Annotated in this window: 14 protein-coding genes and 3 pseudogenes; 6 read left to right on the plus strand and 11 right to left on the minus strand. The window is 66.7% G+C overall.

What is annotated here, in order from left to right; translation table 11 throughout:
- The first annotated feature begins 27 nt into the window (after positions 1–27).
- Positions 28–834 (plus strand): CSS-motif domain-containing protein, encoded by an 807-nt coding sequence (locus ACDI39_RS06060; protein WP_253081079.1) that lies wholly within the window; start codon positions 28–30, stop codon positions 832–834.
- 18 nt (positions 835–852) lie between these two features.
- Here the strand turns inward: ACDI39_RS06060 and hppD are convergent, their stop codons facing one another.
- Positions 853–1,929 (minus strand): 4-hydroxyphenylpyruvate dioxygenase, encoded by a 1,077-nt coding sequence (hppD, locus tag ACDI39_RS06065; RefSeq protein WP_225790322.1) that lies wholly within the window; start codon positions 1,927–1,929, stop codon positions 853–855.
- Positions 1,930–2,234: 305 nt separating this feature from the next.
- Between hppD and ACDI39_RS06070 the strand changes: the two genes are divergently transcribed.
- Both ACDI39_RS06070 and rarD read left to right on the plus strand, forming a co-directional pair.
- Positions 2,235–3,818, plus strand: coding sequence for an EAL domain-containing protein (locus ACDI39_RS06070; RefSeq protein ID WP_225790321.1), 1,584 nt, complete (start codon positions 2,235–2,237; stop codon positions 3,816–3,818).
- Between the two features lie 33 nt (positions 3,819–3,851).
- The gene (rarD, locus tag ACDI39_RS06075) at positions 3,852–4,739 is read left to right on the plus strand and encodes an EamA family transporter RarD (protein WP_225790320.1); all 888 of its coding nucleotides are present in this window, start codon (positions 3,852–3,854) and stop codon (positions 4,737–4,739) included.
- Here rarD and ACDI39_RS06080 read toward each other — a convergent pair.
- Complete coding sequence (locus tag ACDI39_RS06080) at positions 4,702–6,273, minus strand: TerC family protein (RefSeq protein WP_225790319.1); 1,572 nt, start codon at positions 6,271–6,273, stop codon at positions 4,702–4,704. The two genes, rarD and ACDI39_RS06080, sit on opposite strands and share 38 nt — an antisense overlap.
- 259 nt (positions 6,274–6,532) lie before the next feature.
- Here ACDI39_RS06080 and ACDI39_RS06085 point away from each other — a divergent pair.
- Positions 6,533–6,712, plus strand: a pseudogene (locus tag ACDI39_RS06085) (LysE family transporter); the annotation flags it as partial.
- Between the two features lies 1 nt (position 6,713).
- Here the strand turns inward: ACDI39_RS06085 and ACDI39_RS06090 are convergent.
- The 5 genes and pseudogenes from ACDI39_RS06090 to ACDI39_RS06110 all read right to left on the minus strand — a co-directional run.
- Positions 6,714–7,079 (minus strand): annotated as a pseudogene (locus ACDI39_RS06090) (AraC family ligand binding domain-containing protein); the annotation flags it as partial.
- Between the two features lie 51 nt (positions 7,080–7,130).
- Positions 7,131–9,356 carry a TonB-dependent siderophore receptor gene (locus ACDI39_RS06095; protein ID WP_225790318.1) on the minus strand — a complete coding sequence of 742 codons (2,226 nt, stop codon included), beginning with the start codon at positions 9,354–9,356 and terminating at the stop codon, positions 7,131–7,133.
- A 234-nt stretch (positions 9,357–9,590) separates the two neighbouring features.
- Positions 9,591–11,057 carry a short-chain fatty acid transporter gene (locus ACDI39_RS06100; RefSeq protein WP_253081078.1) on the minus strand — a complete coding sequence of 489 codons (1,467 nt, stop codon included), beginning with the start codon at positions 11,055–11,057 and terminating at the stop codon, positions 9,591–9,593.
- Between the two features lie 88 nt (positions 11,058–11,145).
- The gene (locus ACDI39_RS06105; protein WP_253081077.1) at positions 11,146–11,802 is read right to left on the minus strand and encodes a CoA transferase subunit B; all 657 of its coding nucleotides are present in this window, start codon (positions 11,800–11,802) and stop codon (positions 11,146–11,148) included.
- A 34-nt stretch (positions 11,803–11,836) separates the two neighbouring features.
- Complete coding sequence (locus ACDI39_RS06110; protein ID WP_225790315.1) at positions 11,837–12,535, minus strand: CoA transferase subunit A; 699 nt, start codon at positions 12,533–12,535, stop codon at positions 11,837–11,839.
- A 123-nt stretch (positions 12,536–12,658) separates the two neighbouring features.
- Between ACDI39_RS06110 and ACDI39_RS06115 the strand changes: the two genes are divergently transcribed.
- Positions 12,659–13,564, plus strand: a complete 906-nt coding sequence (locus tag ACDI39_RS06115; RefSeq protein ID WP_225790314.1) for a LysR family transcriptional regulator — start codon at positions 12,659–12,661, stop codon at positions 13,562–13,564.
- Positions 13,552–14,372: pseudogene (locus ACDI39_RS06120) on the plus strand (aldo/keto reductase). The gene ACDI39_RS06115 and the pseudogene ACDI39_RS06120 overlap by 13 nt, the downstream one beginning before the upstream one ends.
- 76 nt (positions 14,373–14,448) lie before the next feature.
- Here the strand turns inward: ACDI39_RS06120 and ACDI39_RS06125 are convergent.
- The 4 genes from ACDI39_RS06125 to lexA are packed head-to-tail and all read right to left on the minus strand — an operon-like array spanning position 14,449 to position 20,180.
- The gene (locus ACDI39_RS06125) at positions 14,449–17,529 is read right to left on the minus strand and encodes an error-prone DNA polymerase (protein ID WP_253081076.1); all 3,081 of its coding nucleotides are present in this window, start codon (positions 17,527–17,529) and stop codon (positions 14,449–14,451) included.
- On the minus strand, positions 17,526–18,944 hold the full coding sequence (locus ACDI39_RS06130) for a Y-family DNA polymerase (protein ID WP_253081075.1): 1,419 nt from the start codon (positions 18,942–18,944) through the stop codon (positions 17,526–17,528). Before ACDI39_RS06130 ends, ACDI39_RS06125 begins: the two co-directional genes overlap by 4 nt.
- 7 nt (positions 18,945–18,951) lie before the next feature.
- Positions 18,952–19,572: a translesion DNA synthesis-associated protein ImuA gene (gene imuA, locus ACDI39_RS06135; protein WP_225790310.1), complete on the minus strand. Its 621-nt coding sequence runs from the start codon at positions 19,570–19,572 to the stop codon at positions 18,952–18,954.
- The gene (lexA, locus tag ACDI39_RS06140) at positions 19,572–20,180 is read right to left on the minus strand and encodes a transcriptional repressor LexA (RefSeq protein WP_486538032.1); all 609 of its coding nucleotides are present in this window, start codon (positions 20,178–20,180) and stop codon (positions 19,572–19,574) included. Before lexA ends, imuA begins: the two co-directional genes overlap by 1 nt.
- Positions 20,181–20,197 lie beyond the last annotated feature (17 nt).

Genomic DNA, 20,197 nt, shown 5'->3' on the forward strand with positions numbered 1-20,197 from the left:
ACAACCTGACAGGAGGGTCGCAAGCCAATGTCGAGGTTCACCTATGCAGGGCGCAGCCTGCTGGAATTGCTGCTGATCCTGGCGATCGGCCTGGTGCCCATGGTGTCGGGACTGCTGGTGATGGTGTACCAGCTGGAAAGCAAGCTGGAGCAGAATGCCCGTGTCTCGGTCCAGGAAGCCATCTTCGCCGTCGACCGGGTCCTGGACAACCTGCAAGTCGCCGCCATCAACGCCCTGCCGCTGGCCGGCAGGCCATGCGCCGAGGCCCAGGGGCCGCTCAAGCAACTCGCCGCCAGTGATCCACGCATCCGCGCCCTGATACTCACCCGGGACGGCCAGGCCTACTGTGGCAGCGTACCGCAAGCCCAGGTGAAGACCCCGGCCTTCGCCAGCCCGACCGAACATGTCCGGCTCAATTTCGACTCCCCCACCACACCCAATGGCGTGGTCGTCGAGCTGCGGCTCGCCCACGCCAACCCCGGCGTCATCGCGACCGCCTATGGCATCGAGTTGCGTAACGAACTGCATGGCTTCCAGGACGGGCTGCTGCTCACGCTGGAGTTTGGCGACAAGTACATCTGGAGCATGGGGGACAGCCGCGACGAAAGCCCGCCCTCCCAATCGGAGTTCTTCGAGCGCGCGGTTTCGGTCAAGCACGGCTATACGGCGAAAGGGGGCTACCCCAAGGGCTTCACCGCGCAGGAGATCCGCCAGTCGACGCTGCAGGTCCTGCCTTCGCTGGCACTGGTGGGCCTGCTGACGGCGGGCATCACCTACTGGGGGATTTTCAGGGCACGCAACAACGCCCGGCGCACCCCCTCGACCGAAGCATGAGGGGGTACGCCCGTGCGCTTACTCGACGTTCAGCACGCCACGGCGAACCTGGTCGCGCTCGATGGATTCGAACAGGGCCTTGAAGTTGCCTTCGCCGAAGCCGTCGTCACCCTTGCGCTGGATGAACTCGAAGAACACCGGGCCAAGCAGCGTCTCGGAAAAGATCTGCAGCAGCAGGCGCTTGTCGTTGGCCTCCGAGGCACCGTCGAGCAGGATGCCTCGTGCCTGCAACTCGCCGACTGGCTCGCCATGCCCTGGCAGACGCTCCTCGAGCATCTCGTAGTAGGTCTGCGGCGGCGCGGTCATGAAACGCATGCCGTATGCCTTGAGCGCGTCCCAGGTCTTGAGCAGGTCGTCGGTGAGGAAGGCCACGTGCTGGATACCTTCGCCGTTGAACTGCATCAGGAACTCTTCGATCTGGCCCGAACCCTTGGACGATTCCTCGTTCAGCGGGATGCGGATCATGCCGTCGGGCGCGGTCATGGCGCGCGAGGTCAGGCCGGTGTACTCGCCCTTGATGTCGAAGTAACGGATCTCGCGGAAGTTGAACAGCTTCTCGTAGAAACCGGCCCAGTAGGACATGCGCCCGCGATAGACGTTGTGGGTCAGGTGATCGATGATCTTCAGGCCCGCGCCGACCGGGTTGCGGTCCACGCCTTCGATGAACTTGAAGTCGATGTCGTAGATCGAGCTGCCTTCCTCGAAACGGTCGATCAGGTACAGCGGCGCACCGCCGATGCCCTTGATCGCCGGCAGGCGCAGTTCCATCGGTCCGGTCTCGATCTCCACCGGCTGGGCGCCCAGTTCCAGGGCACGGGCATAGGCTTCGTGGGCATTACGCACACGGAACGCCATGCCGCAAACCGAAGGGCCGTGCTCGGCGGCGAAGTACGAGGCGACGCTCTTGGGCTCGTTGTTCAGGATCAGGTTGATGCCGCCCTGGCGATACAGGTGCACATCCTTGGAACGGTGGGTCGCCACCTTGGTGAAGCCCAGCATCTGGAATACCGGTTCCAGCACGCCAGGGGTCGGCGAGGCGAGTTCGATGAATTCGAAGCCCATCAGGCCCATTGGGTTGTCGAAGATATCAGCCATGTTCGTGTCCTCATCTGCTGCGAAAAAAACGGTTAGTTGCCGTGGATGTCGCACAGGGAAGGTGGTGAACAGGGGATGCCCCGCACGCTGCGGGCCAGGAAGTCACCAATGATCAGCTTGAACCCATGATATGTCATATGGACCCATTCTCGGAGGGCTTGATCCCCCGGAAGGCGGGGAACCTTATTCTTGTATTCGTAACGCGATTCTACAGTGCGTAAATTCATTTGTCGCGCTTTAGTTGGCCCTGGTAATGGGCAAACGGCTATCATTAGCAGGTTTTTCTTTCAATAGATTAGGTCAGCATGCCCCTCACGGCTAAACGTCCCGCCCGCTGGAGTTGGCGTACCCTGTTCCCTTGGGGCGTGGGCCTGGTGCCGCTGCTGTGCGGCCTTGCGGTCATGCACTGGCAGACCGAACGGGAGCTGCACTACAGCAGCGAGGCGACGGCCCGACAAGTGGTCGAGCACGTCGAGCACATCCTCGACAGCCTCAGCACAACTACCCAGGAGCTGCTGCCGCTGGCCGGCAGCCCGTGCGCCCAGGCCCAGCTGGAGCTGCGCGGGCACGTCACGCGCAACGCCTTCGTGCGTTCGACCAACCTGTTCCGGCACAACACCCTGTATTGCACCTCGTTGTTCGGCGACTTCGATGAGCCGGTCAATGCCCGCGACTACACCGACGGCCGCCTGTGGCTGATGGACGGTAACTCGGTCACCCCTGGCCATCCTTTGCTGGTGTACCGCGCCAGCGACGGCGACCGCGGCGCCATCGCCACGGTCGATGGCGACCACCTACTCACCGCCCTGCGCCTGATCGGCCCCGACGAGGTCCTGCAACTGCAGGTCGGCGAGCACTGGATGGGCAAGGACGGCGTGGTCCGCAGCGGCGTCCCACCGGTGGCGGCCAGCGCCGCCGTGGTGCAGGCCTCGACCCGCTACCCCTTCAGTGTGCACGGCGGCTACGGGCCTGGCATCAAGCACGCCTTCATGCGCGAGCACTACCCGGCCCTGCTCAGCCTGCTGCTGTTGCTCGGCGCCCTGGCCGGCGGTGTCTGCCGCTGGCAGATCCGCCGCGCCTCCTCCCCACGCGCCGAACTGAGCCGGGCCCTGGAGGCGGATGAGTTCCTGCCATACTTCCAGCCCGTGGTGCGCAAGGACGACTACCGCTGGGCCGGTGCCGAAGTACTGATGCGCTGGAACCATCCGCGCGAAGGCCTGGTGCGCCCGGACCTGTTCATTCCCTACGCCGAGCACAGCGGGCAGATCGTCGCCATGACCCGCGCCCTGATGCTGCACACCGCCCAAGGCCTGGCGCCCTATGCCGCACTGCTGGAGGACGGCTTTCACATCGGCATCAACATCACCGCCGACCATTGCCGCGACCTGGGCTTGCTGGACGACTGCCGTACCTTCCTCCAGCACTTCCCACCGGGGCGCGTGGTACTGACCCTGGAGCTGACCGAGCGCAAGCTGATCGAGGCCACGCCGGTGACCCTGGAACTGTTCGGCAAACTGCATGAAATGGGCGTGATGATCGCCCTGGACGACTTCGGCACCGGCCAGTCGAGCCTCAACTACCTGCGCCAGTTCAAGGTCGACTACCTGAAGATCGACCAGAGCTTCGTCGCCATGATCGGGGGTGACGCCCTGTCCCAGCACATCCTCGACACCATCGTCGAGTTGTCCGGCAAGCTCGGGCTCGGCATCGTCGCCGAAGGGGTGGAAACCGAGGTCCAGCGCGACTACCTGGCGCGCCACCAGGTGGACTTCCAGCAAGGCTACCTGTTCGGCAGGCCGATGCCGCTGGAGGATTTCCTCCAGGCCCTGACCCAGCATGCCAGCGCGCGGTTGCCGCAGGGCGCGCCCCCTGAGATCATGCCCGGCTGACCCACCCGCTCAACTCCCTTAACCGAGGCATTCGTGTCAAAAGGCATTCTTTCGTCGGTCATGGCGTCCTGTCTGTTCGCCGTGATGTACTTCTATACCTCCCTGCTCGCGCCGCTGGACGGCGAGGAAATCTTCGGCTGGCGTACCCTGCTGACGCTACCCTGCCTCACCCTGTTCATGCTGGTCACCGGCGACTGGAAGCGGGTCGGCGGCTTGCTCGCCCGGGTGCGGCAGACGCCCGTGCTGTTGCTGGGGATGATCGGCACCTCCTGGCTGATGGGCGTGCAGTTGTGGCTGTTTCTCTGGGCACCCTTGCACGGGCGTAGCCTGGAGGTCTCGATGGGCTATTTCCTCCTGCCGCTGGCCATGGTCCTGACCGGCCGGCTGGTGTATGGCGAGCGGCTGTCGCGCCTGCAGAAGGTCGCGGTAGCCTGCGCCACCCTCGGCGTCGGCCACGAGCTGTACCAACACGGCAGCTTCGCCTGGGAAACCCTGGTGGTGATGACCGGCTACCCGATCTACTTCGTCCTGCGCCGCCGTTGCCGCACCGACCACCTGGGCGGCCTGTGGTGCGACATGTGCCTGCTGCTGCCCTGGGCCCTGTACTTCGTGACCCAGAGCCCGCTATCGGCGGCCGACCTGGCCGGGCATCCGGCGCTGTACGGCCTGATTCCGCTGCTCGGGGCGATCAGCGCCTCGGCATTGATCGCCTATGTGCTGGCCAGCCGCCTGTTGCCGTTCAGCCTGTTCGGCCTGCTCAGCTACGTCGAACCGGTGCTGCTGGTGTTCGTCGCCCTGCTGCTGGGCGAAACCATCGGCCCAGACCAGTGGCTGACCTACCTGCCGATCTGGGCCGCCGTGCTGGTGCTGGTGCTCGAAGGCATCAAGCACCTGCTGCGGCAACGTCGGCGCCCGGTGTAAGGCGTACCTGACGCACCCGACGCTCCTCCACCGCCACCACGGTCATGGTCCAGCCATTCCAGGCCAGGCGGTCACCGACCACCGGCAGACGGTCCAGCAGGCTCATCACCAGCCCCGCCAGGGTCTGGTAGTCGTCGGTGGCGCGGGCGCAGAAACCGGTGCGCGCCTGGACCTGGCTGAGGTTCAGGGCACCACTGACGATGAAACCGTCGGCCTCCTCGACGATCCCTGGCCCTGCCACCTCGCTGGCGTCCGGCAACTCGCCGGCGATCGACTCGAGGATATCGGTCATGGTCAGCAGGCCGGTGAAGTCACCGAATTCATTGACCACGAAGGCGATGTGCGTCGACTGGCCACGCATCTGCTCCAGGGCGTTGAGGATGCTGAAGCTCTCCAGCAGGTTCAGCGGTTGGTGCGCCATGCGCTCGAGGTCCGGCTGGCTGCCGGACAGCAGCTCCTTGAGCAGCTCCTTCTTGTGCACGAAGCCCAGTGGCTCGTCGATGCGTCCGTCGCGGATCAGCGGCAGGCGCGAATACGGCGAGTTGGCCAGCGCCTGGGCGACGGCCTCGGGCGGCAGCCCCAGGTCGATGGCATCGACTTCGGCGCGCACCGTCATCACCGTGCGGATCGGTCGCTCGGCCAGGTTCAGCACACCGCTGATCATCACCCGTTCGCGGCGATCGAACAGCACCTGCTCCTCACCCCCCTCGACCAGGTCGGCGATTTCCTCGCCCACCTCGTCAGCTTCCACCCGGCGCCCGCCGAGCAGGCGCAACACCGCATGCGCGGTGCGCTCACGCAGCGGCCGGTGCTGCTGCACGCTGCGCTTGCGGCGGGCACGGGCCAACTGGTTGAACAGCTCGATCAGCAACGAGAAGCCGATCGCCGCGTACAGGTAGCCTTTGGGGATATGGAAGCCCAGGCCCTCGGCGGTGAGGCTGAAGCCGATCATCATCAAGAAGCCCAGGCACAGCATGATCACCGTCGGGTGGGCATTGACGAAGCGGGTCAGCGGCTTGCTGGCGACGATCATGATGCCGATGGAGAAGACCACCGCGATCATCATCACCGACAGGTGTTCGACCATGCCCACCGCAGTGATCACCGCGTCCAGCGAGAACACCGCGTCGAGCACCACGATCTGCGCGACGATCGGCCAGAAGGCGGCATGGCGCACCGCGCCGCTGGCCTGGGTGACATGGCCCTCCAGGCGCTCGTGCAGTTCCATGGTGGCCTTGAACAGCAGGAACACACCACCGAACAGCATGATCAGGTCACGGCCGGAGAAGCTCTTGCCGAAGACCTCGAACAACGGTTCGGTCAGGGTGACCATCCACGAGATGCTCGCCAGCAGGCCCAGGCGCATTACCAGCGCCAGGGTCAGGCCGATCACCCGCGCGCGGTCGCGTTGGTGCGGTGGCAGCTTGTCGGCGAGGATGGCGATGAACACCAGGTTATCGATGCCCAGGACCAACTCGAGGACGATGAGCGTGAGCAGGCCCAGCCAGGCCGTGGGGTCGGCTAGCCATTCCATCAGCGGATACTCACATGGGAAGCGTCACGGGGACGGGGGAAGGATGGCCGGGACGGCCAGGAACTGGGAGGCTCCGAGAAGGTGCTCATACATACCTTGTAAGTGATTGCGAAAGACGATCCTACAATCACAGCGGCTTTTTCTGGCAACGTGAAACTATTACAAAAGCTGTCACAGAGCTGCTGGGGGACTTTTCTTCAATACCTCGACACGGCCTGCCCGCCAAGATGGCGGCCTCACCGACAACAAGGTATGCCCCATGAGCCTGTCCCTGTCCATGGCCGCCTTCGCCCTGGCGGCGTCCATTTCCCCTGGTCCGGTCAACCTCGTGGCCCTCGGCAGCGGCGCCCGTCACGGCCTGCGGGCCAGCCTGCAACATGCCCTCGGCGCCACCCTGGGCTTCTGCCTGCTGCTGGTGCTGGTCGGCCTGGGCCTGCACGATCGGCGAACACCTGCAGCAACCGACCATAGAGCGCCGCCGACGTGCTCCAGGTCACCTCGGGCAGCACGAAGCCCTGCGCCTGCAACCAGGGCAGGTCGACGAACAGCATCAGGTAGGACCAGGGCATCCCGTCGATCGGGTTGCAGGTGTGCACCACACCTGGGTTCATCAGCACGGAGGTACCGGCAGCGACCTCTCGCCGGGTACCTCCCGTCAGGTAGGTGCTACGCCCACCGGTGATCACGCCGATGGAGAAGCTCTCGTGGGAATGGGCCGCATAGCAGACCTTGCGCCCATCCCCCACGCGGCGCGCCTCGACGAAGGGCAATGCCGGGTCCCGCCAGAACCGCGATACCTCGATCATCGCCTCTCCCCCTCCTCCACCGCCGCCCCCGGGAAACGCTTCGGGCCGCGGCTACAGTTGCCAGTCCAGGCTGACCATCAAGGTACGCGGTTCACCATGATAGACGCCGTTGTAGAACCCCAGGTTGTTGTAGTAATGCTCATCGAACAGGTTCTTCACGTTCAGCGAGGCCGACAGGTGCTCGTCGAAGCGGTAGCGGGCCATCAGGCCGACCACCGAGAAGGCCTTCTGGCTGATGGTATCGGCAACCGTGATTATCCTGCCATCCTCGCCACGCCCCACCGGGCGTTTCCCCGCCTTGTAGTTGCCGCTCTGCCAGTCCAGGGAGCCGCCGACCGTCAGCGCCGGGGTGAGTTGGTAGGTCGTGGCGAAGCGCACCAGGTTCAAGGGCTGTTCGGTACTCTTGCGCGAATGATCGCCCGCCGCGGCATGGGTGTAGCTGTAGCCCAGGCTCATCTGCCAGTCGGGCATGACTTCACCGGCGATCTCGGCTTCGAAGCCCTCCACGACCACGCCCTTGCCCCCTGACTTGTAGAACACCTCGCCATTGTCTCCCGGCGGGACCGAATCGTCCTGTTCGGGGACATTGTCCTGCTTGGAGCGGTACACCGCCGTGCTCAGGTTGAGCCGTTCCTCGAGCAGGCTGCCCTTCAGGCCGACCTCGTAGACCTTGCCGACGATGGGCTCCAGGTACTTCCTGTTGACGTCGCGTACCGTCTGCGGATTGAAGATGTCGGTATAGCTGGCATAGACCGTGTACGCCTCGGTGAGGTCGTAGAGTACCCCGGCATAGGGCGTCCACTGGTCGTTCTGGGTCTGCTCGCTGGCTGGGTTTTCCGTGGCGTTGAGCGCCGCGTCGTATTCCCACGAGCGGCTTTTCGTCCGCCAACTGCCATAGCGGCTGCCCAGCACGAAGTGCAGGCGCTCGGTGGGGTTGAGCCGGGTGGCGATGTAGCCGGCCTTCTGCCGGGTGTAGTCGCGCGACTCGTCGAGCCCGGTATCGGTGTCGTAGAACTTGGGAATCGAGCCCATGTACTTCCAGTCCGGAATCTGCGTATAGCCATCCGGTAGCGGCTGGCCGACCAGGTAGGGAGAGGTGTTGCGCCGCTCCGACTCGCCGTAGCCGATCATGAAGTCATGGCTGCGCCCGAACAGCTGGTAAGGCCCGGCCAGGTTGAAATCGATGGCATCCATCTTCTCCTCACCGGCAAAATGCGCGGTCCAGGCCGTCATGCCACTGCGATCGGCCTCGGGGAAACCGTTGCCGCCGTAGTACAGCTTGCCGTCGCTGTCGCTCTGGCGATGGGTGTAGGCGGCCTTGAGCTGCCAGTCGTCACCCAAGCGCTGGTCCAGGGTGACGAACACCGTCTTGTCCTTGAGTGGCCAGGACGACCAAGGCGCGGCGAAGTTCGTCGAACGCGGCAGGTCGGCCTTGCCACCGTCGGCGTTCCAGTACGGCACCGTGCCCCAGGACGAGCCCTGCACATGTTTGTTCTGGTAGTCGTAGCCCACTGCCAGCACGGTGCTGTCGGTCAGGTCCGCCTCGAGGATGCCGTAGGCCACTTCGCGCTGGCTGGCGTACTTATCCATGAACGACTTGCTGTCACGGTAGGCCAGCACCGTGCGCCCGCGCAGGCGCCCGTCCCAGCCCAGCGGGCCGCCGACATCCAGGTAGCTGTAGTAGTTGTCGTAGCTGCCGGCACTGACACCGGTCTTGATCGCCAGCTCGTGGGTCGGGCGCTTGCGTACCATGGCGATGGTCCCGGACGGGTCCCCCGCTCCAGTGGTCAGGCCGGTGGCGCCGCGCACCACCTCGATGCGGTCGTAGATGATGGTGTCCGAGTCCGACTTGAGCCCCGAGAAGGTGTTGAGCATCCCGTCGACCTGGAAGTTGTTGATCGCGTAGCCGCGCGAGTAGTACGTCGGCCGCTCCGAGTCGTTGCGTTGCACGGTCACGCCGGTGACGTGGGCCATGGCTTCGGACAGGGTATCGAGCTGGAAGTCGTCGAGTTGCTGGCGGGTCAGCACCGAGACCGATTGCGGAGTGTCCTTGATCGACAGGTTCAAGCGCGTGGCAGCGCTCATGCTGCCGGTGGTGTAGGACCCCGTGTGCTCCGTGGTGCTGCCCAGCCCTTGGGCGAGAATCTCGGTGGAACCGAGCTCCAATACGCCATTGTCGGGATTCGACGAGGTGTCGTCGGCCAGGGCAAGGGGGGTGATGACGGTACTGCACAGACCCAGGGTCAGGGTCATGGAACGGCTGATGGGCGCGAACATCGCGGCCTTTCTCCTTGTTCGTTCGATGAAAGTCCTTGGCTGCCGTGAGGTGGCAGTCATGTGAAAACGAATCTCGTATGAGATTCGTTATCGAAATGTCATCGAAACGAAAAGAAAGACAGCTCCGGTCGAGGAGTCCTGGGGCTGCTTTGCAGCCCCAGGATGACAGAACCGGCATGGGTGCCGCCTCACGAAGCGGCCCCTGCGAGCGCTGCGCGCGACAACCCGCTCGCCCTACGGCATCACCGGCGCCGTGTACTGCAACGTCGTCCCCAGCGCCCACAGCAGCACCAGCACCAGCGGCACATGCACCAGCAGTTGCACGAACGAGAAACCGATCAGGTCCCGCGCCTTGAGCCCCAGCACGCCCAGCAGCGGCAGCATGTAGAACGGGTTGATCAGGTTCGGCAGGGCTTCGGCGGCATTGTAGATCTGCACCGCCCAGCCCAGGTGGTACTGCAGGTCATTGGCCACCAGCATCACGTAGGGCGCCTCGATGATCCACTTGCCACCGCCCGAGGGGATGAAGAAGCCGAGCACCGCCGAGTACACGCCCATGAGCACGGCATAGGTGTCATGCGAGGCGATCTGCACGAAGAAGGTGGAAATGTGGTGGGCCAGGGTCTGTTCGTCCACGCCCTTGACCTGGGTGAGGATGGCCGCGATCGAGCCATACAGCGGGAACTGGATCAGCACGCCGGTGGTGGTCGGCACGGCACGGGTCACCGCGTCGAGGAAGCTGCGCGGGCGCCAGTGGAGCAAGGCACCGAGCATGATGAACAGGAAGTTGTAGGTGTTCAGCCCGGAGATCGCGGTGATCGCAGGCTTGGTGGCGAACTCGTGGTACAGCCAGCCGGCGGCCAGCACTACCAGCAGCAGGGTCAGCACCGGGCTGTATTCCAGCCACTCGCCAGGGCGGGTGCGTTGCGCCGGTGGGGGCGCGCTGAAGCTTGGGTCGACGCCGCAGGCCTCGGCGGTACGTGCGCTGTTCGGGCCGGGCGCGGTGGCATAGGCGACGATCAGCGAGATGATCACCAGCGCTGCCAGCATGACGCCGGACTGCCAGAGGAAAATGGTCTCGGTGAACGGGATCACCCCGGTGATGGCCAGGATCGAGGGCGGCAGGCTGGCCGGGTTGGCTTGCAGCTGCGCGGCGGACGACGACAGGCCCAGCGCCCATACCGCACCCAGGCCCAGGTAGGCGGCGGCACCCGCGGCGCGGTAGTCCATCTTCAGGTCCTGGCGGCGCGCCAGGGCGCGCACCAGCAGGCCGCCGAACACCAGCGACAAGCCCCAGTTGAGCAGCGATGCCAGCATCGAGATCAGCGCCACCCAGCACACCGCCGAGCGGCCGTTGCGTGGCAGGCGCGCCAGGCGGTCGATCAGCCGCGCCGCGGGCGGTGAACTGGCCACCACGTAACCGCCGATGACCACGAAGGCCATCTGCATGGTGAACGGGATCAGGCTCCAGAAACCATCGCCGAACGCCTTGGCGGTGTCGGTGGGCTGGGCGCCCATGGCCAGGGCGCCGAGGCACACCAGCACCACGGCCAGGGCGGCGAACACCCAGGAGTCGGGGAACCAGCGTTCGGCCCAGTTGGAGCAGCGCAGGGCAAAGCGAGCAGAGCGGCTGTCTTGGATTTCAGCGGCCACGGTTGTTTTCCTTCTTATTGGTCTTTCCTGAAACGACGAAAACCCCATCGGGGGGCGAACCCGTTCCCACAATGGATGCGTGGTCCATTGTGGGAACGGGCTCACCCTCCGATGGGGGGCTTGCCAACAACGTCCGTCAGAACGTCATTTCTTGCACATCGTCCGGCACGATCAGCTTGCCGGCGGTCTTTTCGATGATTTCCTCGATGCTCACTCCCGGTGCGGTCTCGCGCAGGATGAAGGCGCCATCCTCGATCTCGAGGTAGGCCAGGTCGGTGAGCACCTTGCGAATGCAGCCGGCGCCGGTCAGCGGCAGGCTGCAGCGCGGCAACAGCTTGGACTCGCCGTCCTTGGAGGCGTGGGTCATGGTGACGATGATGTTCTCGGCACCGGCCACCAGGTCCATGGCGCCGCCCATGCCCTTGACCAGCTTGCCGGGGATCATCCAGGACGCGATGTTGCCCTCCACGTCCACCTCGAAGGCACCGAGCACGGTGAGGTCGACGTGGCCGCCACGGATCATGGCGAAGGACTGGGCCGAGTCGAAGATCGAGGCACCGCGGCGGGCGGTGACGGTCTGCTTGCCGGCGTTGATCATGTCGGCATCGATGGTGCCCTCGGTGGGGAACTCGCCCATGCCCAGCAGGCCGTTCTCCGACTGCAGCATCACATCCATGTCGGCGGGCACGTAGTTGGCCACCAGGGTCGGGATGCCGATGCCGAGGTTGACGTAGTAACCATCCTTCAGTTCACGGGCGACGCGTTGCGCCATCTGTTCGCGGGTCAGTGCCATGGTCAGGATCTCTTTGTTGTTCTGTGGACGGCGCTCAGGCCTTGACGGTGCGCTTTTCGATGCGCTTCTCGAAGGTGCCGACGATGACCCGGTCGACATAGATGCCCGGGGTGTGGATCTCGCTGGGCAGCAGCACGCCCGGCTCGACGATCTCCTCGACCTCGACCACGGTGATCTTGCCGGCGGTGGCGGCCAGCGGGTTGAAGTTCTGCGCGGTGTTGCGGTACACCACGTTGCCGTAGTGGTCGGCCTTCCAGCCCTTGACGATGGCGAAGTCGCCGGTGATGGATTCTTCGAGGATGTACTTGCGGCCCTTGAACTCGCGCACTTCCTTGCCTTCGGCGACCGGGGTGCCGTAGCCGGTGGCGGTGTAGAAGGCCGGGATACCGGCGCCACCGGCGCGCATCTTCTCGGCCAGGGTGCCTTGCGGGGTCAGCTCGACTTCCAGCTCGCCGCTGAGCAGTTGGCGCTCGAACTCGGCGTTCTCGCCCACGTAGGAGGCGACCATCTTGCGGATCTGCCGGTCTTCCAGCAGCACGCCCAGGCCAAAGCCATCCACGCCGCAGTTGTTGGAGACCACGGTCAGGCCCTTGACGCCACGGCGCTTGATCTCGGCGATGAGGTTCTCGGGGATGCCGCACAGGCCGAAGCCGCCGGCCAGTACCGTCATGTTGTCGGTCAGGCCTTCGAGGGCCTGTTCATAGGTTGCTACGCGCTTGTCCAGTCCGGCCATGCTGATTCGCCCTGTTGTAGTTGTTGAAGTGCATGTGTGGGCATCTTCACCGCTGGCGACTGATTTGTTAATTTTGTTTTAATCATCGATTGATAATTTTTCCAAAACAAAACCGAGCCTGCCATGAACGTCAAGCAACTGCGCGCCTTCGTCACCGTGGCCAAGTACAAGAGCTTCGCCCAGGCCGGCGAGCACCTGCACGTCTCGCAACCGGCCCTGAGCCTGACCATCAAGGCCCTGGAAGACAACCTCGGCGGCGCCCTGCTCACCCGCACCACCCGCAGCGTCAGCCTGACACCCGAGGGCGAGGTGCTGCTGCCCCTGGCGCGGCGCCTGCTGGCCGACTGGGACGACACCGAGGAGATGCTGCGCCAGCGCTTCACCCTGCAACTGGGCCGGGTCGCGGTGGCGGCCATGCCGGCCTTCGCCGGCAACCTGCTGCCCCAGTCGCTCAAGGTATTCCGCCAGCGCTACCCGCGGGTCAACGTCACCGTGCACGACGTGATCAACGAACAGGTGCTGGAGCTGGTGCGCCATCGCCGCGTCGAGCTGGGCATCGGCTTCGAACCGGAAGGCAGCGACGCCCTGCGCTTCCACCCGCTGTACCTGGACCGTTTCGTCGCCGTGGTGCCCGCCGACTCGCCCCTGGCCGGGCAGCGGCAAGTGACCTGGCGCGAACTGCTGGCCGAGGACTTCATCGCCCTGCAACGCCCCTCGGCGGTACGCCTGCTGCTGGAGCAGCACCTGGCGGCCGAGCATGGCAAACTGGCGGTGGCCTTCGAGAGCCACCAGTTGTCGACCATCGGTCGCATGGTCGCCAACGGCCTGGGCGTCAGCGCCGTGCCAGCGCTGTGCATCGGCCAGATGCAGGAGCTCGGTGCCCGCTGCGTACCACTGGTCGAGCCCAGCGTGGAGCGACGCATCGGGGTCATCGCCCTGAGCGACCATAAGCTCTCCACCGCAGCCCAGGCGCTGCTCGAGGTATTGCTTTCCCACACCCGACCACAGGAGGTGACATGCGTTTCGTGAAACTGGCAGGCGCCACGGTTCCGGCCATTGGCCAGGGCACCTGGTACATGGGCGAAGACCCAGGCAACCGGGCGGCCGAGGTGGCCGCCCTGCAGCAGGGTATCGAACTGGGCCTGAGCCTGATCGACACGGCCGAGATGTACGCCGAGGGTGGCGCCGAGCAGGTGGTCGGCCAGGCCATCGCCGGGCGCCGCGACCAGGTGTTCCTGGTCAGCAAGGTCTATCCGCACAACGCCAGCCGCCGTGGCCTGCCCGCCGCCTGCGAGCGCAGCCTGGCGCGCCTGGGTACCGACTGCATCGACCTGTACCTGCTGCACTGGCGCGGCCAGTACCCGCTGGAGGAAACCGTCGAGGCCTTCGAGCGCCTGCGCGAGCAAGGCAAGATCCGCCGCTGGGGCGTCTCCAACTTCGATGTCGACGACTTGCGCGAACTGCACAATCCCGACTGCGCCACCAACCAGGTGCTGTACAACCCGGCCCAACGCGGCATCGAGTTCGACCTGCTGCCCTGGAGCCAGGCGCGCCAACTGCCGACCATGGCCTACTGCCCCTTGGCCCAGGCCGGGCGCTTGTTGCAGCACCCGGTGCTGGCCGAGATCGGCGAGCGCCACGGGGCGACCCCGGCCCAGGTCAGCCTGGCCTGGGTGACGCGCAACGACGGGGTGATCGCCATACCCAAGGCGGTGGCGCCGGCGCATGTGCAACTCAATGCCGCGGCGGGAAGCCTGGTGTTGACCAGCGAGGACCTGCGGGCGTTGACCGGGCGTTTCCGGCGCCTACGCGCAAGCAGCGGTTGGCGATGGTCTGAAGGCTACCAAGGGGGGCGGGCCTGCCCGCGAATAAGCCAGCCCTGACACCCTGAAAAGCGAGCAATGTCGCTTGCCCTAATGGAAATCCCGACTGCGCACATCCAGCCCCTGCAACAAGGGGCTGATGTCCTCCAGCCGTCGGGCGACCAGGTGCCTGACGCCACTCTCTTGCTCCAGCCGCCCACTCACCTTGAGCAACTGCGCCCCCACCAGCGCCCTGCGCTGGCGTTCGGCCAGGTCGCGCCAGACCACCACATTGACCATCCCGTGTTCGTCCTCGAGGGTGACGAAGGTCACCCCGCTGGCGGTCTGTGGCCGCTGCCTGCCCACCACCAGCCCGGCCACGGCGATGCTGTCGCCATGCCCGACCCCGGCCAGTTCACCGGAACTGCGACAGCCCAACGCCCGCAAGCGGGAGCGCAGCAGGGCCAGCGGATGCGGCCCCAGAGTAGTGCCCAGGGTGGCGTAGTCGGCAAGCAGGTCCTCGCCCAACGTCGGCGCCGGCAATGCCACCGGCGCTTCCGGCGTGGCCTGCACACTTGCGAACAACGGCAGTTGCGCCTGCACCGCCGCCACCTGCCAGCGTGCCTGGTGCCGGTTACGGGCCAGCGTGCGCAGGGCACCGGCATCGGCCAGGCGGGCACGGGCGCGCCCGTCCAGGCCAGCGCGCAGGCACAGGTCCTCGATGTCCCGCCAGGGCCGCTGCGCCCGCGCCTGCTCCAGGCGCCGGGCGTCGGCCTCGTTGAAACCGCGCACCTGGCGCAGCCCGAGGCGGATCGCCAGCGCCCCCTGCCCCATCGGCTCCAGGGTGCAGTCCCACTCGCTGTGGCACACATCCACCGGCCGCACCTCGACACCCTGGCGACGCGCCTCCTGCAACAACTGGTCGGGGCTGTAGAACCCCATGGGCCAGCTGTTGACTAGGGCACAGGTGAAGATCGCCGGCTCGTGGCACTTGAGCCAACTGCTGGCGTAGCACAACAAGGCGAAGCTGGCGGCATGGGACTCAGGAAAGCCATAGCTGCCGAACCCCTTGATCTGCTCGAAGATGCGTTCGGCGAAGGCCTGGTCGTAGCCGTTGCGCAGCATGCCGCGGACCAGCCGCTCGCGGTGCGGCTCCAAGCCGCCATGGCGCTTCCAGGCGGCCATGCTGCGACGCAACTGGTCGGCCTCGCCGGGGCTGTAGTCGGCAGCGACCATGGCCAGCTCCATCACCTGCTCCTGGAACAGCGGCACGCCCAGGGTCCGCTTGAACACCGCCTTCAGCGCCGGCGACGGGTAGCTGATCGGCTCCTGCCCCAGGCGCCGGCGCAGGAAGGGATGGACCATATCGCCCTGGATCGGCCCCGGGCGGACGATGGCCACCTCGATCACCAGGTCGTAGAACGTCTGTGGCCTGAGCCGGGGCAACATGGCCATCTGCGCCCGCGACTCGATCTGGAACACGCCCATGGTCTCGGCACGGCTGATCATGGCGTAGGTGGCCGGATCGTCGGCCGGGATGGTCGCCAGGCTCAGGTGCCGGTCACGGTGCCGGGCCATCAGGTCGAAGCAGCGCCGTAGCGCGCTGAGCATGCCCAGAGCGAGCACGTCGACCTTGAGCAGGCCGACCAGGTCGAGGTCGTCCTTGTCCCACTGGATCACCGTGCGCTCCGGCATGGCGGCGTTCTCCACCGGCACCAGGCGGTCCAGCGGCTGTTCGGAGATGACGAAGCCCCCGGGGTGCTGGGACAGGTGCCGGGGAAACCCGATCAGCTCGCCGGCCAGCACCAGGATGCGCCGCAGCGACGGGCTCTGCGCCTCGAAGCCAGCCTCGGCCAGGCGCTGCGCACCGGGGATGCGGTCGCTCCAGCGCCCGCAGCACTTGGCCAGGGCATCCACCTGGTCGGCCGGCAGCCCCAGCGCCCGGGCCACGTCGCGCACCGCACCGGCGGCGTGGTAGGTGTTGACCACCGCGGTGAGTGCGGCCCGGTGCCGGCCATAGCGACGGAACACGTACTGGATCACCTCTTCGCGGCGGTCGTGCTCGAAGTCCACGTCGATGTCCGGCGGCTCGTTGCGCTCGCGGGACAGGAAGCGCTCGAACAGCAGCCGGTGCTGCATGGGGTCCAGCTCGGTGATGCCCAGCACGAAGCACACCACCGAGTTGGCGGCCGAGCCCCGGCCCTGGCAGAGGATGCCCTGCTGCCGGGCGAAGTCGACGATGTCGTGGACGGTGAGAAAATAACTTTCGTAGCCCAGCTCCTCGATCAGAGCCAGCTCCCTGGCCAGGGTCTTGCGCACCTTGGCGCTCGGCCCCTGGGGCCAGCGCTCGGGCAAGCGTTGCTCGCACAACTGGCGCAGCCAACTGGCCGGGGTGTGACCCTGCGGGACCAGCTCACGGGGATACTGGTACTTCAGCTCGCCCAGGTCGAAACGACAGCGCCCGGCGATGGCCAGGGTCTCGGCCAGCAGGTCGGCCGGGTACAGCTCGGCCAACTGCTCGCGCGAGCGCAGGTGGCGCTCGCCATTGGGGAACAGGTAGCGGCCGGCCTCGGCCACGCTGCAGTGCTGGCGGATCGCGGTCATGCAATCCTGCAGGGCCCGGCGGCCACGCACATGCATGTGCACGTCGCCACAGGCCACCGCACGGATCCCCAACTGCCCGGCCAGGGCACGCAGGCGCTGCAAGCGGCCGGCATCGTCGCTGCCCCGGTGCAGGTGCACCCCCAGCCACAGACGCTCGCCGAACAGGCTCTTGAGCCATTGCCCAGGCGCCGCATCGCTCGGTTCATCGGCGATCCACAGCGCCAGCAAGCCTTGGCAATGGGCCTGCAGGTCCTCGGCCAGGAGCTGGTAGTCGCCCTTTTCCGCCCGCCGCCGCGCCTGGGTGATCAAGGCGCAGAGGTTCTGGTAGCCGCCCAGGTCCTCGACCAGCAGGACCAGCCTTGGCCCCTGGTGCACGCGCACCTCGCTGCCGACGATCAAATGCAGTGGGTGTTGCCGAGCAGCCTGCCAGGCACGAACGATGCCAGCCAGAGTGCATTCGTCGGTGATGGCCAGGGCCTGGTAGCCCTGCTCATGGGCCCGCTTGAACAGCTCGTCGGCGCTGGAGGCACCGCGCTGGAAGCTGAAGTTCGACAGGCAGTGCAGCTCCGCGTAGGCCGGTGCGCTCATGCGAACCAGCCCTGCAGCCACAGCGGGCCAGGCCGGGCCAGGTCGTGGTAGGCCCAACCGCGCAAACCATCGCGGGTCTCGATGCAGTAGTAGTCGCGACGCACATCGCCGCCGTCCCACCAGCCCGACTCGATGCGCTCGGCCTGGCCCAGCAGGCGCAGGCCGGCCTGCGGCAACACCTGGGGTTCGGCCAGCAGCCAACCGGGGCGGCTGCCAGGCGCGATCGTCACGGCCCCCTGGGCGCCCTGCTCCGCCAGCTGCCAGGCGCATTCGGGGCGCGGGTCGGCTTCGGCGCGCAGGCCCTTGACCGCTTCGTCGCCCAGCCGCGCCCGCAGGCGTTCGCGCAATTGCTCCCACGGCTGGGCCTGCTGCGCCCGGGGTTCGAACAGCGCCCGGTGCTGGGGCACGAAGGGCGGCAGGTCCTCGGCCAGCAGGCGCAGGTTGCGCACCGGCGCCGGGATGCGCAGCGGTTCGAGGCGACCACGGGCCAACTCGAACAGCATCGCGGCATCGCGCTCGGCCGCCAGCAGGCCGACCTTGAGCCGGGTGTCCGGCCCGTCGGCATGCTCCAGGTACAGCTCGAAGCGTTGCACCCCGCAATCGCGGCCGGCAAGAAACGCGGCCAGGTCGTTGACCAGGCGGCGCAAGGGAAACAACAGGGCCTGGTGCGACTCGACGTCGAAGTTCAGCTCCAGGCGTGCCTCGAAGCGGTCCGGCGGGCGATGGAAGTCCAGCCCCAGGCTGCGCAGGCCGAGCAACTGGTCCAGGTGCAATTGCACGTCGGCGGCAAAACGCCTGGCCAGGGCATCGCGTGGCAACGCCAGGACCTCGCCGAGCCGGCGCAGGCCCATGCGGGCGAACGCCTCGGCCGCCTCCGTGGGCAGGCCGACCCGCCCGACCGGCATGCTGGCCAGGGCCGCGCGGGTCTCTTCGGGGCGGGTCACGGCCAGGCCATCGTGGCCGTTGGCGAGCATGCGCGCCGCCACCGGGTTGGTCGCCAGGACGATGCGCTGGCGCAGCCCCAGGGCGCCCAGCTCCTGACGCAGGCGCGCCTCGAACGAAGGCCAGGGGCCGAACAGTTGCAGGCTGGAGCCAACCTCCAGGAGCAAGGCACGCGGGTAATGCAGGCTGACCTGGCCGCTGAAACGGTAGGCCCAGGCCGCCAACAGCTGCTGCACCTGCTCGATGCGTGCCGGGTCTGTCTCGACGCAGGCGAAACCATCGGCCAGGGCTCGGGCGGCGGTCAAGGTCTGCCCGGCACGCAAGCCGAGCCTGGCGGCCGCCGCATTGACCGCCTGCAGTACCCGCCGCTGGGACGGTCCCGCGATCAGCACCAGCGGCGAATCGGGGTCGTCGCGCTCGCGCAGGACGGTGTCCAACGCCAGTTGGGGGAAGAGGATACAGGCCCAGAGCATGGCGCCGTCACCTCCACTGCGGGCAGGCGATCGGCATGACCGGTGGCAGGCCGCCCCGGCACTTGAGCACTCGCCACTGAGGCGGCCGGGCGTCGATGGCGATGCGCAGTGCCGCTGGCGAGGGATTGTGCGCGGCCTGTTGCGGCCTGCAGGCGAAGGCCAGGGCCTGACCAGCCTCGGCAGCCACCTGCAGGCGGCGCAAGGCGCGGTCGTCGGCACGCTCGGGCCAGCACAGCACCGCCGCGCAGTTGCCGGAGCGCAGGCACTGCTCGGCCGCCCACAAGGCATCGGCCTGCCGCGCCTGCACCTGGACCACCCCGCGCAGGTCCACCCCTGCCGCCTGCCAGGCCGGTGCATAGGGGATGAAGGGCGGGCCCACCAGCACCACCCGGCCGCCTTCGCCGGTCAAGCGTGCAAGGCTCGGCCAGAGCAACTGCAGTTCGCCACACCCAGGGCTGGCCAACAGCAATTCGCTGAGCGCCGCCGCCGGCCAGCCACCTTCGGGCAACCGCTCGTCTAGCGAGGCATGGCCGGTGGGCTGCTGGCCGAGTGGGCGCGCCTGGGCCTGGCGACCGCGCCATACCCGACGCTGGTCGAGCAACCTGTCGAGATCGACCACCGCGCCCATCAGTCGCGCCTCAGCAAGCCGCAGAACACGCCTTCGATGAAGAACTCCCGGCCCGGCGCCACCTCGATCGGCGCATAGGCCGGATTGCGCGGCAACAGGCGGTAGCCGCCGGGCACGCGCTGCAGGCGCTTGATGGTCACCTCGCCGTCCAGCCGGGCGACCACGACCTGGCCGTCGCGTGCCTCGGCCTGCTGGCGGATACCGACCAGGTCACCGTCGAAGATGCCGTCGTCGATCATCGAGTCGCCACGCACCTTGAGCAAGTAGTCGGGGGTACGGCGGAACAGGCTGGGGTCGAGCAACAACTGCTCGTGGATGCCCAGGTCGGGGCCGATCGGCGCACCGGCCGCTACCTGGCCGAGCACGGGCACTTCCAGGATCTCGAGGCGACGCAGGGGCTCGGCCAGGCGAATGCCACGCGCCTGGTTGGGCGTGACCTCGATGAAGCCGGCCTGGCACAGGGCGGTGATGTGCTTGCGCGCCACGCTACGCGAGGCGAAACCGAAACGCTGCGCGATGTCGGCCAGGCTCGGCGGCTGGCCGTGGTCGGCGATGCGTTCGCGGATGAACTCGAGGATGGCGCGGCGTTTGGGGGGCATGTTGTCCATGGAGTACATTTGTACTC

Source organism: Pseudomonas sp. Tun-23181 (assembly GCF_057415455.1).